The organism is Pectobacterium carotovorum, assembly GCF_033898505.1.
GTDB classification, from domain to species: Bacteria; Pseudomonadota; Gammaproteobacteria; order Enterobacterales; family Enterobacteriaceae; genus Pectobacterium; species Pectobacterium carotovorum_J.
Genome location: NZ_JAXAFK010000002.1, coordinates 315,115 through 328,747 on the forward strand (window position 1 = coordinate 315,115; position 13,633 = coordinate 328,747).

Consider the following 13,633-nt stretch of genomic DNA (forward strand, 5'->3'; position numbering starts at 1 on the left):
GTTAGCTTCCTTTTTCTGCGTTATCTGCTTTCGCATCACGCTTTTTACGCCACAGGACAAAGAGCGATCCAAACAGACCGATAAACAGCAGCGCCAGCGGCAGCATCATCAGGCAGAGCATCAGCTCGTCTTCATATTTCAGGAAGATCGTTGTTTTCCCTAAGGCGAAGCCCAGCGTAACCAAAATAAACACCCACAGGAACCCGCTCATCCAGTTGAAGAACTGAAAGCGCGCGTTATTCAGGCCTGACAAGCCTGCGATGGTCGGTAATAACGTTCTTACAAAAGCCAGAAAGCGGCCAACTAATAGTGCGGACAAGCCATGACGGTGGAAGAGTTGGTGGGCGCGCTGATGATAGTGCGCGGGCAAATGTGAGAGCCAGCCCTGCACCACTCCCGTATTGCCAAGCCATCTTCCCTGGATGTAGCTGGCCCAGCAGCCGAGGCTGGCGGCCGTCGTCAGGAGAAATATGGTAAAAGGGTAATTCATTGTGCCTTTGGCAACGAGGACGCCGACCAAAATGAGCAGGCTATCGCCGGGCAGGAAAGCGGCGGGGAGCAGGCCATTTTCCAGAAAGATAATCAGAAACAGCAAGATGTAGATGGTCCATACCAGCTTGGGGTCGGCTAAAATATCGAAATCCTGATGCCAGAGTGCGTTTAACAGTTCTTTGATTAATTCCATCCGGTATTCCTAATACTGCTGTTGCATTTAGCCTTGGCGACAATCACGCTTCTGGACATGATAAGAGCGAATACAGTGTTATGCCCGTGATACTTCAAGTTGCATGTGCGTTGGCAGCGGTACTCGGCACTCTGGTGTGTGCCTCGCTTTGGCGGGCCAACGCTTTGCGTTGTTCAAACGTTAACGTCTGTCCTGAAACTCGAATTATTTAGGGTATATCAGGGCGCAGGATTATGATTTTTTTTATGATCTCTGTGTTGTTTCGCCCAATAGTGACGCAGGTGTCTGACTTGATGCTCGCTTTTCGCTGCGAACCCGATAAACAGGCGGGTAGGGATTGTTTGGTCTTGGCTGACTTTACATCCAAAGCGACGGATTAAGCGTAAGAAAGACGCGTTAACTGTAACAAAATAGGTGTTGCTGAGACAGAAAAATATTACGACAACTGAGGCGGTTTAGGGGGATTTTTCGAGGAAGAGTTGGGATTTCTGCGATATTTTACACTCGCTGACAGAAATCAACGTTTTCTGACCTTTTCCAGTGTGTCCAAAATGTTACCCCTCGTTTAAAACAAGGGGCAAAACCGCTTTAAGACTTACCGGCGTGTATCTGATCGAGATGAACGACCGGGTTCTCGGCGAACATATAGCGATCGACGTTAAACTCGAAATCGTCCGTCGTGGCGCGAAACAGCATCTGTTTTGTGTTTTCCAGATGTTGCCACATGGCCAGCTTGGCGGCGTAAGGATCTTTGCGAATCAGCGCTTTAAGAATGCGGTCGTGCTCTTCGCACCAGCTTTCTATCGACTTGTCGTCAATGTGCTCATGCAGTTTGCGCCAGTAAGGATTATGGATCCGTTGGCTCCACATTTTTTCGACGATAGTCGCCATCGCAGAGTTTTGTGTTGCCAGCGCGACCTGAACGTGGAATTTGAGATCCCACTGAGAATCACGGAAGCGATCTTCCTGACGTGCATACTCCTGAATTTCCATCAGTTGAATGATGTCCTGACGGGTTACCTGCGTGGCCGCAAATTCAGCAATATTGCTTTCAATGAGTTGACGTGCCTGAAGCAGCTCAAACGGACCGGCCGCGACGAATTCAATATCGCCGCTATTAATGAACGGGGTCTTCTGCTGGTTGGAAATAACGTGAATGCCTGAACCTTTGCGTACTTCAACGTACCCTTCGACTTCCAGCATTATGATGGCTTCGCGCACCACGGTGCGGCTGACGTTCATTTCTTCAGAAATATAGCGTTCTGCCGGTAATTTTTCGCCGACCTGGTACATACCACTTTCGATGCGCTGTTTTAATTCTGCGGCTAACTGCTGGTATAGCCGTCGGGGTTCAGTGAGTGCCATGATGATGTCTACTCTCGATAGATGACGGTCCGTGTGCCACGTCAGGGCCTGAGTGTCTATCTCGTTAATCTTTGAGGAATGATTTGTTATACCACTTAATCATAGCAGCAACCAATGTTGCGGTCACAGTTATCACAGTGTGTTATTGCGGGAGAGGTGACTCACCCGGTATCCGATCATACCGGATGAGTCAGGATAATGCAGGGATTATCAGTGCTGGTTGGCTTCTTTCAAGGTTTCAGCCGCGGCAGCGACTTCTGAAGCGGGTTGGTTTTTCAACACCGTCCAGATGACGACGGCGCCTAACAGGTCAAACACCGCCAGTGCAGCAAACAGCGGGCTAAAGCCCAGCGTATCGGCCAGTGCGCCTACAACCAGTGCGAACATGGTGCTTGCCATCCAGGCCGCCATACCGGTTAAACCGTTTGCCGTGGCGACTTCATTACGGCCAAATACGTCAGATGACAGAGTAATCAGCGCGCCGGACAGCGACTGGTGCGCGAAACCGCCGACGCACAGCAGCGCGATGGCGACGTAAGGGCTAGAAAACAGCCCGATCATCCCCGGTGCAATCATCAATATCGCTCCCATCGTCACCACCAGCTTGCGGGAAACGATCAGGTTCACTTTGAAATATTTCTGGAACAGCATCGGCAGGTAGCCGCCCAGAATACAGCCGATATCGGCGAACAGCATCGGCATCCACGCGAACATGGCGATTTCTTTTAGGTTAAAGCCGTAGGCTTTAAACATGAATAGCGGGATCCACGCGTTGAACGTTCCCCAGGCCGGTTCAGCCAGAAAACGCGGCAGCGCGATACCCCAGAATTGACGGTTACGCAGGATCTGCCAGGCAGACATTTTCTTCGCGTTATTGGTTTGGTGCTGCGCTTCCTGCCCGCTAAGAATATAGTCGCGCTCTTCGTCACTGAGTTTTTTCTGATCTTTAGGGTGTTTATAAAAAACGAGCCAGCAGATGGCCCAGACCAGGCTCAGCGCACCGGTAATGATAAAGGCCATTTCCCAGCTGTGTGCCACAATCGCCCACACCACCAGCGGCGGCGCGATCATCGCACCGATGGATGACCCCACGTTGAAGTAACCCACCGCGACAGAGCGCTCTTTTGCCGGAAACCATTCGCTGCTGGCTTTCAGGCCCGCAGGGATCATCGCGGCTTCCGCCATACCGACCGCGCCGCGGGCGATCGCTAACCCCCCCCAGCTGTTTGCCAGCGCGGTTCCCATACAGAAAATAGCCCACAGAATGGCAAACATGGCATAGCCGATTTTGGTGCCCAGCAGATCCAGCACATAACCAGCGATGGGTTGCATAATGGTATAACAGGCTGAGTAGGCAGCAACGATGTAAGAATATTGCTGTGTGGTGATATGCAATTGATCCTGTAACGTCGGTGCGGCGACAGAAATTGCATTACGCGTCAGGTATCCCAGCACGGTGCCAATGGTCACCAGGCCGATCATATACCAGCGTAATCCTTTGATTTTACGCATTTAACTTTCTCTCCGAGTCAATAAAAAACACAGTGGTGGCTCTTGAGTAGCGTCACGGTGTGAGGTGTCTTGTAATGTGGTACGACACGTTTTGTTGTTGTGCTGAACAGGAAACCCCTTCTCTTTGTGAGATAGCGATTGAATCCCTGCTTAAGGCAGCGCTACAATAATTTGTCATACAACTTTAAAAGTTGAGTGATATCATAAAACCATTATTTTTATGCGGAATAACGAATTGCTCGCTGAAATCGAGAGAGACAAGCGGTTTAAGGCGATAAATGCTGAGTTATTGTACTGCTTGTTACATTTTTGCGATCATGACCTCACAAATACTGTGAGATATCGCGCATAATTGGTGTGATATCTTTTAACGGTCAACTAATTTGGTGCACAAGAAGCACGGTAAGGAAGAAAACATGCCCCAGTTTCTGAGTGAAGATTTTCTGTTAGACAGTGAATTTGCCCGTCGTCTTTATCATGAGTATGCCGTCGACCAGCCGATATTTGACTACCACTGCCATCTGCCGCCTGAGCAGATCGCGGAAAACTATCGCTTCAAAAATTTGTATGACATCTGGTTGAAAGGCGATCACTACAAGTGGCGTGCGATGCGCACCAACGGTGTGCCTGAGCGTTTGTGTACGGGCGATGCCAGCGACTGGGAAAAATTTGAAGCCTGGGCTGCTACCGTGCCGCACACCATCGGCAACCCGCTTTATCACTGGACACACCTGGAGCTGCGCCGTCCGTTTGGCGTAACTGGCACGCTGCTGTCACCAAGCACGGCAAAAGACATTTGGGATCGCTGTAATGCCATGCTGGAACGCGATGATTTTACCGCGCGCGGCATCATGCAGCAGATGAACGTGAAAATGGTCGGTACGACGGACGATCCGATTGACGATCTGCGCCACCATAAAACCGTAGCTCAGGATTCAAGCTTCTCTATCAAAGTGCTGCCGAGCTGGCGTCCGGATAAAGCGTTCAACATTGAACTGGCAACCTTCAACGACTATATGGCAAAACTGGGTGAAGTGTCCGACACCGACATTCGTCGTTTTAGCGATCTGCAAGCCGCACTGACCAAACGTCTGGATCACTTCGCGGCGCACGGCTGTAAAGTGTCTGACCACGCGCTGGATGTCGTGATGTTTGCTGAAGCCGATGAGGCAACGCTGGACAGTATTCTGGCGCGTCGTCTTTCTGGCGAAGCGCTGAGCGAACATGAAGTGGCGCAGTTCAAGACTGGCGTTCTGGTCTGGCTGGGGGCGGAATATGCGCGTCGCGGCTGGGTTCAGCAGTATCACATTGGCGCACTGCGCAACAATAACCTGCGTCAGTTCAAGCTTCTGGGGCCGGACGTGGGTTTCGACTCCATCAACGACCGTCCGCTGGCTCAGGAACTGTCTCGCCTGCTCAGCAAGCAGAATGAAGAAAACCTGTTGCCTAAAACCATCCTTTACTGCCTGAACCCGCGCGATAACGAAGTGCTCGGCACCATGATCGGCAACTTCCAGGGTGAAGGGATGCCGGGCAAGATGCAGTTCGGTTCCGGCTGGTGGTTCAACGATCAGAAAGACGGCATGCAGCGCCAGATGACCCAGCTCGCACAGCTTGGCTTACTGAGCCGCTTCGTCGGCATGCTGACCGATAGCCGTAGCTTCCTGTCTTACACCCGCCATGAATATTTCCGCCGCATTCTGTGCCAGATGATTGGCCGCTGGGTGGAAGATGGCGAAGCGCCAGCCGATCTGCCGTTGCTGGGCGAAATGGTGAAAAACATCAGTTTCGATAACGCTAAAAACTATTTTGCCATCGAGCTGTAATTCCGCCGCGTCGTAAGGTGTGAATTGCGCGAGAGGCGCGGCAGTAAGATTCCCAAAGGGGCTTACGCCGCGGCTCTCGGCGTCTCGGTCTTTTGTCATCGGCACTGGTAGTGATTCGGTGCGGGTGAATGTATACCCCAAATAATTCGAGTTGCAGGAAGGCGGCAAGAGAGAGAATCCCGATGAGCTTACTTGAGTAAGTGATTCGGGTGAGTGAACGCAGCCAACGCACATGCAGCTTGAAGTATGACGGGAATGAATATAGCAGGGCAAGGATGACGGTGGTTCGGTCGTGCCCTGAATGTGAGATTCGTCCTGAGGTAGCCTGTTAATGCAAACGTTAAATCGTCGTAACTTCCCCGGTCGTCAACACCCGGATCGTGTTATCCAGTTTGGTGAAGGTAACTTCCTGCGCGCCTTCGTCGACTGGCAGTTGGATTTGCTGAATGAACATACCGATCTGGATGCGGGCATTGTCGTTGTTCGTCCGATCGATTCCGATTTCCCGCCCGCGCTGGACACTCAGGATGGGTTGTACACCACCATTATCCGCGGTCTGAACGAGCAGGGTGAAGCCGTGCGCGAACCCCGTCTGATCCGTTCGGTAAACCGTGAAATCAACGTGTACCGTCAGTTCGATGAGTATCTGGCACTGGCGCACGATCCAAACATTCGTTTTGTTTTCTCCAATACCACCGAAGCGGGTATCAGCTATCACGCGGAAGACCGCCTGAACGACGCGCCGCCAGTCAGCTTCCCGGCGAAATTAACCCGTCTGCTGTATGAGCGTTTCTGCCATTTTGACGGCGCAGCGGATAAAGGCTGGGTGCTGTTACCGTGCGAACTGATTGATTATAACGGCGTGGCGCTGAAAGAGCTGGTGCTGCGCTATGCCGCACAGTGGAAGCTGACGCCAACGTTTACCGCCTGGCTGAACGATCACAACACCTTCTGCTCGACGCTGGTAGACCGCATTGTGACGGGTTACCCACGTGCCGAAGTTGAAGCGCTAGAGCAGGAAATGGGCTACAAGGATACCTTCTGGGACACGGCGGAACATTTCTATCTGTTTGTGATTCAGGGGCCACAGTGGCTGGCGGAAGAGCTGCGTCTGAACAAGTTGGATCTGAACGTTCGTATCGTTGATGACATCAAGCCGTATAAAGAACGTAAAGTGGCGATTCTCAACGGTGCCCATACCGCGCTGGTGCCGGTGGCATTCCTGGCGGGTCTGGATACCGTTGGCGAGTCGATGGATGATGCCCTGATTGGCAAATTCGTGGAAAAAACCATTGCCGAAGAGATTGTGCCGGTACTGGATTTGCCGCATGACGAACTGACCTCGTTTGCTCAGGCTGTGCTAAGCCGCTTCCGTAACCCTTTCATTCAGCATCAGCTGTTATCTATCTCGCTGAATGGTATGACCAAATTCCGCACCCGTATCCTGCCGCAACTGCTGACTTACCGCGAGCGCCACGGTGAACTGCCTGCACGCTTGACGTTTGCGCTGGCGGCCTTGATTGCGTTCTATCGCGGCGAGCGCAGCGGTGAAGGCGATGCGTTGCAAACCTACCCGTTGCAGGACGATGCACACTGGCTGGAGCGTTATTCCACGCTGTGGGCGGGCGTAAAAGAAAACACCGTCAGCCTGGCTGAGCTGGTGAATGTAGTACTGCGCGATGCCGATCACTGGGAACAGGATTTAACACAGGTTCCTGGCCTGGCTGCGCAGGTGACTGAACAGTTGCAAACCATCGTTGAGCGCGGCATGCGCGCAGCCGTGGAAGGTTATTGCTAATCAGCAAGAAGGGTTATCCATGCAAAGTATTATAAAAATTCATTCTCTGGACAATGTGGCTGTCGCCCTGCGTGATGTTGAGCAAGGCGAAACGGTGTCGGTGGATAGCCATACGGTGACACTTCAGCAACCTGTCGTGCGCGGACATAAGTTCGCGCTGGAAACCATCGCACCGGGAGAAATGATTACCAAGTATGGCCTGCCGATCGGCCATGCGTTGGTGTCTATTGCTCCCGGAGAACACATCCATTCCCAGAATGCGAAAACCAATCTGAGCGATCTGGATGAATATCAGTATCAGCCTGAGTTCCTCGAACTGCCGCCACAGATGGGCGATCGGGACGTACAGCTCTATCGTCGCAAAAATGGCGATGTGGGTATCCGCAATGAGCTGTGGATCCTGCCAACCGTCGGTTGCGTGAACGGGATTGCTCGCCAGATCCAGCAGCGTTTCCTGAAAGAAACCAATGACGCGGAAGGGATCGACGGCGTTTATCTGTTTAGTCATACCTTCGGTTGTTCACAGCTCGGTCAGGATCACGAAAACACCCGTACGATGCTGCAAAACATGGTGCGTCACCCGAATGCGGGGGCGGTGCTGGTGATCGGTCTGGGGTGTGAGAACAATCAGGTTGATGCATTCCGCACGACGCTGGGCGATTTTGATTCCGATCGTGTAACGTTCATGGTGTGTCAGCAGCAGGACGATGAAGTGGAAGCCGGCCTGGAACGTCTGCATACGCTGTATGAGGCGATGCGTCATGACAAACGCGAGCCGGGTAAGCTGAGCGAACTGAAGTTTGGTCTGGAATGCGGTGGCTCTGATGGGCTATCCGGTATTACGGCCAACCCGCTGTTAGGCCGTTTCTCCGACTACCTGATCGCCAACGGCGGCACCACCGTGCTGACCGAAGTACCGGAAATGTTCGGTGCGGAACGTATCCTGATGAGCCGCTGCCGTGATGAAGCCACGTTTGAGAAAACCGTGCACATGGTGAACGATTTCAAACAGTACTTCATCGCGCACGACCAGCCGATTTACGAAAACCCATCGCCGGGTAATAAGGCGGGGGGAATCACCACGCTGGAAGAGAAATCACTGGGCTGTACGCAAAAAGCCGGACAGAGCAAAGTGGTGGATGTACTGAAATATGGTGAGCGCTTACATACTCCGGGGCTCAACCTGCTCAGTGCGCCGGGGAATGATGCCGTCGCAACCAGCGCGCTGGCGGGGGCTGGCTGCCATATGGTGCTGTTCAGTACCGGACGCGGCACGCCTTACGGCGGATTCGTACCTACCGTAAAACTGGCGACCAACAGTGAACTGGCGAAGAAGAAACCGCACTGGATTGATTTCGATGCGGGGCGTCTGATCCATGACATGCCGATGGATGAGCTGCTGAGCCAGTTCGTAGAGCTGATTGTCGAGATTGCTGACGGCAAGCGGACGAAGAATGAAGTGAACGACTTCCGCGAATTAGCCATATTTAAGAGCGGCGTGACGTTGTAAATTCTATCCATTCCAATTAAAATAAAACGGCGTTTCATTTTTATAATGGCGCCGTTTTTTTTCGCCACAACTTTTTAGAGGCAGGGATCATGACACATTATTGGATTGCCCAGTCTGTTGGTGTACTGGCGTTTCTGGTCGGTATCACCATGTTTTTCAACCGTAACGATAAAAAATTCAAAATACAGCTCTCAGCATACAGCGCCGTCATTGGTCTGCATTTCTTCCTGATGGGGGCAAATGCGGCAGGTGCCAGCGCATTGTTGAACTCGGCACGTACGCTAATCTCACTGAAAACACACAACATCCTCGTGATGTTTGTCTTTATCTCACTGACGCTGCTCTTTGGTTTGTCAGGTATGCACCATGCGATGGAGCTGTTGCCGATAGCGGGCACGGTTGCCAGTACCTGGGCGCTGTTTCGTACGTCTGGGCTGACGACGCGCTGCGTGATGTGGTGCTCAACCGCCTGCTGGGTGGTACATAATATCTGGCTGGGATCGATTGGTGGATCGCTGATCGAAGGCAGTTTCCTGCTGATGAACGGCTTTAACATCATCCGCTTCTGGCGTATGCAGCAGCGCGGCATCGATCCTTTCAGCGTAGAGAATAAAGCGTAATTTCAAGTATCGCGCTTGCTGTATGTGGGAATGTGGACGTTATCCGGCGTAAGAAATTATGCTGAGGAGATAGCAGGCTTAGGATGAGTCGCATGGATGCGGCGAAAGCTTGCGCCACGTCTGACAAAAACGTCGAGACGTTTTTGAACAGTACTTGTGCTGGCCCGAAGGGAGAGTCCCATTTATGGGGCGAGTAAACGTGTCGCAAGCGGTCCGTTAAGCCTGATACCGACGAAGGCATCGCGCAGCGACATAATTTAGCCAAAAGCCAGGGTTCACAGGGCGACGGCGCTGAGCCGCCCTGTGTCGGGCGCGTGCTACGAGGTAGCATGAAAATGACGGTATTGTGGCACACGAAACTGTCTCCGCATCAGAATAAAACATGACTAAGAGACAGCTCTGGAAGGGTTAGCCCCTAATCAATTACAGCAAATTCAAACGCTCTTTTTCCGCTAGCTTGGCATCTTCCGCGTGACACACGGCGGCGATGAACATTACGTCCGTTGAGGAGTTCACCGCGGTTTCTGCGGAGTCCTGCAAGACGCCGATGATGAAGCCAACCGCGACCACCTGCATAGCGATATCGTTGGAGATACCGAACATGCTGCATGCCAGCGGGATCAGCAGCAGTGAACCACCCGCCACGCCCGATGCGCCACAGGCACACAGCGACGCCACGACGCTGAGCAGCAGCGCGGTCGGCACGTCAATCTGAATACCCAGCGTATGCGCAGCGGCCAGCGTCAGCACCGTAATGGTAATCGCAGCGCCTGCCATATTGATGGTTGCACCTAGCGGGATGGCGACAGAGTAGGTGTCTTCATCCAGATTCAGCTTGCGGCACAGTTCCATATTCACCGGAATGTTGGCAGCGGAACTGCGGGTAAAGAAGGCCGTCACGCCGCTCTCGCGCAGGCAGCGCAGCACCAGCGGATAAGGGTTGCTGCGAATCTTCCAGTAGACGATCAGCGGGTTGATCACCAGCGCCACCAGCAGCATACCACCAATCAACACCATCAGCAGGTGGGCGTAGCCCCACAGCGCGCCGAAGCCGGTTTCCGCCAGCGTTGATGCGACCAGACCGAAAATCCCCAGCGGTGCGAAACGAATCACGACGCGCACAATCATGGTGACCGCGTTGGAAGCATCGTTAATCATGCTCTTGGTGCTGTCCGAACCGTGGCGGAACGCAATACCCAGACCAACGGCCCAAACCAGAATACCGATGTAATTGGCATTCAGCAGGGCGTGAATCGGGTTGGCGATGACGCTCATCAACAGCCCTTCCAGTACTTCGACAATACCTGATGGCGGTGTGATGTCGGTAGCCTGCGCGTTGAGCGCCAGCGTAGAAGGGAAGAGAACGCTGAGCACAACGGCAATCAGCGCCGCAGAGAAGGTTCCGATGAGGTAAAGAAACAGGATCGGGCGGATATTGGTTTTCTGCCCTTGCTGGTGGTTAGCGATAGACGCCATGACCAGCACCAATACCAGAACGGGGGCGACGGCTTTCAATGCGCCGACGAACAGCGTTCCCAATAAACCGGCAGCCAGCGCGGCCTGCGTAGACAGCGAGGCCAGAATAATCCCGGCTGCGAGCCCCAGAAGAATCTGTTTAACCAGGCTGCCGCGAGTAATGTACTGCAAAAAACGAGACTGTTGAGTTTCCATAATTTTGACGGGATAACCGTTCCGCTAAGTGGTTGTCTGTACGGATTTGGCACCTCTGACATGCGTCGGGTGATTTTTTCTTTCCGTAACGAAATGTGTTTGCACGTGTCAGTATATGAAAATTTATTTTTGAGAAAAGCAATGATGTGGTTTTTTATGACGGACATCCTTGTCCGTCACCCTACGGGCCGTTGCTGCGCAACGTTGAAAAACGTTCCTGACGTTTTTTTATCACGGACATCCTTGTCCGTCGCCCTAAGATGGAGTGAGGAAAGGGTCTCCGCACAGTGAAATCCGTGCGGAGAAGAGGGGGAGAGGATTAACGCTCGGCGCGCTTGTTCACCCAGACGTTGATCAGCATGGTGATGATCAAAATGCTGGCAACGACACCCAGAGAAATCGCCACCGGAATATGGAAAATGTCGATGAGCATCATCTTGGTACCAATGAAGATCAGGATGACGGCCAGGCCATATTTCAACAGCGAGAAGCGCTCAGCCACACCAGCCAGCAGGAAGTACATCGCACGCAGGCCCAGAATAGCGAACAGGTTCGACGTCAGCACGATAAAGGGATCGGTCGTGACGGCGAAAATAGCCGGGATACTGTCGACGGCGAAAATGACGTCGCTGATTTCAACCATGATCAGCACCAGAAACAGCGGGGTGGCATACAGGATGCCGTTACGGCGGACGAAGAACTTTTCGTTCTCGATGGTATCCGTCATGCGCAAACGGCTACGCAGCCAGCGTACCAGCGGCTTGTCGCCGATCGCCCCGTCATCTTCTTTCGCCAGCGCCATTTTGAGGCCGGTGAACAGCAGGAACGCACCGAACACGTAGAGCAGCCACTGGAACTGTGTGACCAGCCAACTGCCGCCAAACACCATCAGCGTTCTGAGAACGATGGCGCCTAACACGCCGTAAATCAGCACGCGGCGTTGGTATTGTGGGGGAACGGCGAAGTAACCGAACAGCATCAGCCAGACGAAGACGTTATCAACGGCAAGCGCTTTCTCGATCAAATAACCGGTCAGGAAGGCCAGCGACTGGGCATTGGCAACCTCGCGACCCATTGTGCCGTCCAGATACCACCAGAAACCGGCGTTGAACAGCAGCGAGAGCGTAACCCAGATGATAGACCAGACGGCAGCCTGCTTGAACGTCATTACCGTCGACCCTTTGCGCCCTTGATAGAGCAGGTCGATGGCCAGCATCACTATAACAATGGCAGCGAAGCTGCCCCATAACCATGGCGTGCCGATGGTGTGCATAGCAAGATCCTTAAATAGAAACAAAAACGGCCAACGTCGGAAGGACGCTGGCCGCTTGTTATTAAAGCTGCAAATGCACCTCGCCTTCCGGCAAGGTCTCACTTACAACATTAATGAAGCTGTCTCATCAAGAATTGAGCTTTTCATCAAAGTTGCCCAGTAACCGGATGCGGAACGCATCGTAATGACGATTAGCTGGCGGAAAAGTTACTCCCCTTTGCCTGACAGAAGATAGGTGAAAAGATGATCTTGGTCAAATAATTATCGCTGCTTTACTCCGCGTTTCCCGGTGCGGCGGCGTCGGCAGGAAACACGACGCCGGTTTGGCGGCGAATTTCCGTCAGCAGCCTGGAGACGGTGCGCGATCGCGCCAGTTCCGCATGGTTGATGTCGTTATCGCTTACCAGCGTGGCAAAGACTTCCGCTTCGTACAGCATGCTGTTGATATGCTGCGGCTGGCTGAGATCCAACTGTTTCCCTTCACGCGGAATGAATTTCACGTTATGGCATTCGGAGACTTTTTCAATCACCAGCGAACCGTCTTCCCCCTGAATTTCACTGGGTATCGCGGAGTGGCTGACTTTGGAATGGATGATGGTGACATCGAAATCGCCGTAATTCAGGATGACGCTGCCATGTGCGTCGACCCCGCTTTCCAATAGCGTCGCGCTGGCCTGCGTGGTGCACGGTTCGCCCCACAGCGCCACGGCGAAGGCTAAGCAGTAGTAGCCGATATCCATGATGGAACCGTTGGAGAATGCAGGATTAAACGTATTCGGGTTCTCGCCCGCCAGATAGCGTGGGTAGCGTGAAGAATACTGGCAGTAATTCAGCACCACTTTACGCAATCTGCCAACTTTCGGCAGCGCCTGCTGTATCACGCTAAAATTGGGCAGGCTGGCAGTTTTGAACGCTTCAAAGAGCACGACCTGATTTTCTCTGGCGCAAGCGATCATCTGTTCAACTTCATAGCGGTTGGAAGCCAGCGGCTTTTCACAAATGACGTGCTTACCGTGGCTCAGGAAGAGCAGTGCCTGTTCGCAGTGCAGCGCGTTAGGGCTGGCCAGATACACGGCGTCGATAAGGTCGGATTTCGCCATGGCTTCCAGTGAATCAAAGAGCGTATCCACCATGTAGTCGGCCTGAAACGGCTGCGCTTTTTCTGCCGTGCGCGAATAGATGGCGGTGAGCTTCAGCTTGCCGGTTTCGTGGGCGGCATCAACAAACTGACGGGTGATCCAACTGGTTCCTACAATAGCGAAGCGAATCATAAGCGTTTGGTATCCTGAAGGCATGGGTAATGACTATGGAGATTATCACGGTGAAATGACAAGGCAACGTCAATCATTTCCCGTTCCGGCAGAGAAAAGCAT

The 13,633-nt window shown here is 52.9% G+C and carries 10 protein-coding genes; 4 read left to right on the forward strand and 6 right to left on the reverse strand.

Going from position 1 to position 13,633, the window contains the following annotated elements; all coding sequences use genetic code 11:
* Window position 1: 1 nt before the first annotated feature.
* The 3 genes from R9X49_RS13460 to R9X49_RS13470 form a co-directional block, all read right to left on the reverse strand.
* Window positions 2-685: a DedA family protein gene (locus R9X49_RS13460; RefSeq protein ID WP_319848887.1), complete on the reverse strand. Its 684-nt coding sequence runs from the start codon at window positions 683-685 to the stop codon at window positions 2-4.
* A 588-nt stretch (window positions 686-1,273) separates the two neighbouring features.
* A complete protein-coding gene (gene exuR / locus R9X49_RS13465; RefSeq protein WP_319848888.1) occupies window positions 1,274-2,050 on the reverse strand; it encodes a transcriptional regulator ExuR in 777 nt (258 codons plus the stop codon).
* Window positions 2,051-2,260: 210 nt separating this feature from the next.
* Window positions 2,261-3,562, reverse strand: coding sequence for an MFS transporter (locus tag R9X49_RS13470; protein ID WP_225086824.1), 1,302 nt, complete (start codon window positions 3,560-3,562; stop codon window positions 2,261-2,263).
* A gap of 416 nt (window positions 3,563-3,978) precedes the next feature.
* Between R9X49_RS13470 and uxaC the strand changes: the two genes are divergently transcribed.
* From uxaC to R9X49_RS13490, 4 genes are all read left to right on the forward strand, one after another.
* Window positions 3,979-5,388 (forward strand): glucuronate isomerase, encoded by a 1,410-nt coding sequence (gene uxaC / locus R9X49_RS13475; protein ID WP_319848889.1) that lies wholly within the window; start codon window positions 3,979-3,981, stop codon window positions 5,386-5,388.
* A gap of 331 nt (window positions 5,389-5,719) precedes the next feature.
* Window positions 5,720-7,186 (forward strand): tagaturonate reductase, encoded by a 1,467-nt coding sequence (locus R9X49_RS13480; RefSeq protein ID WP_319848890.1) that lies wholly within the window; start codon window positions 5,720-5,722, stop codon window positions 7,184-7,186.
* A 19-nt stretch (window positions 7,187-7,205) separates the two neighbouring features.
* On the forward strand, window positions 7,206-8,696 hold the full coding sequence (locus R9X49_RS13485) for a UxaA family hydrolase (RefSeq protein WP_014914080.1): 1,491 nt from the start codon (window positions 7,206-7,208) through the stop codon (window positions 8,694-8,696).
* Window positions 8,697-8,785: 89 nt separating this feature from the next.
* A complete protein-coding gene (locus R9X49_RS13490; RefSeq protein WP_319848891.1) occupies window positions 8,786-9,316 on the forward strand; it encodes a YgjV family protein in 531 nt (176 codons plus the stop codon).
* Window positions 9,317-9,739: 423 nt separating this feature from the next.
* On the opposite strand, the gene sstT is transcribed toward R9X49_RS13490, so the two are convergent.
* The 3 genes from sstT to R9X49_RS13505 form a co-directional block, all read right to left on the reverse strand.
* A complete protein-coding gene (sstT, locus tag R9X49_RS13495; RefSeq protein ID WP_319848893.1) occupies window positions 9,740-10,987 on the reverse strand; it encodes a serine/threonine transporter SstT in 1,248 nt (415 codons plus the stop codon).
* Window positions 10,988-11,306: 319 nt separating this feature from the next.
* A complete protein-coding gene (locus R9X49_RS13500) occupies window positions 11,307-12,260 on the reverse strand; it encodes a TerC family protein (protein ID WP_319848894.1) in 954 nt (317 codons plus the stop codon).
* 272 nt (window positions 12,261-12,532) lie between these two features.
* The gene (locus tag R9X49_RS13505; protein WP_319848895.1) at window positions 12,533-13,531 is read right to left on the reverse strand and encodes a Gfo/Idh/MocA family oxidoreductase; all 999 of its coding nucleotides are present in this window, start codon (window positions 13,529-13,531) and stop codon (window positions 12,533-12,535) included.
* Window positions 13,532-13,633 lie beyond the last annotated feature (102 nt).

Excerpts from the sequence above, each read along its gene's own strand:
- R9X49_RS13460 (WP_319848887.1), bottom strand. The coding sequence starts at position 685 with ATGGAATTAATCAAAGAACTGTTAAACGCACTCTGGCATCAGGATTTC.
- exuR (WP_319848888.1), bottom strand. The coding sequence starts at position 2,050 with ATGGCACTCACTGAACCCCGACGGCTATACCAGCAGTTAGCCGCAGAA.
- R9X49_RS13470 (WP_225086824.1), bottom strand. The coding sequence starts at position 3,562 with ATGCGTAAAATCAAAGGATTACGCTGGTATATGATCGGCCTGGTGACC.
- uxaC (WP_319848889.1), top strand. The coding sequence starts at position 3,979 with ATGCCCCAGTTTCTGAGTGAAGATTTTCTGTTAGACAGTGAATTTGCC.
- R9X49_RS13480 (WP_319848890.1), top strand. The coding sequence starts at position 5,720 with ATGCAAACGTTAAATCGTCGTAACTTCCCCGGTCGTCAACACCCGGAT.
- R9X49_RS13485 (WP_014914080.1), top strand. The coding sequence starts at position 7,206 with ATGCAAAGTATTATAAAAATTCATTCTCTGGACAATGTGGCTGTCGCC.
- R9X49_RS13490 (WP_319848891.1), top strand. The coding sequence starts at position 8,786 with ATGACACATTATTGGATTGCCCAGTCTGTTGGTGTACTGGCGTTTCTG.
- sstT (WP_319848893.1), bottom strand. The coding sequence starts at position 10,987 with ATGGAAACTCAACAGTCTCGTTTTTTGCAGTACATTACTCGCGGCAGC.
- R9X49_RS13500 (WP_319848894.1), bottom strand. The coding sequence starts at position 12,260 with ATGCACACCATCGGCACGCCATGGTTATGGGGCAGCTTCGCTGCCATT.
- R9X49_RS13505 (WP_319848895.1), bottom strand. The coding sequence starts at position 13,531 with ATGATTCGCTTCGCTATTGTAGGAACCAGTTGGATCACCCGTCAGTTT.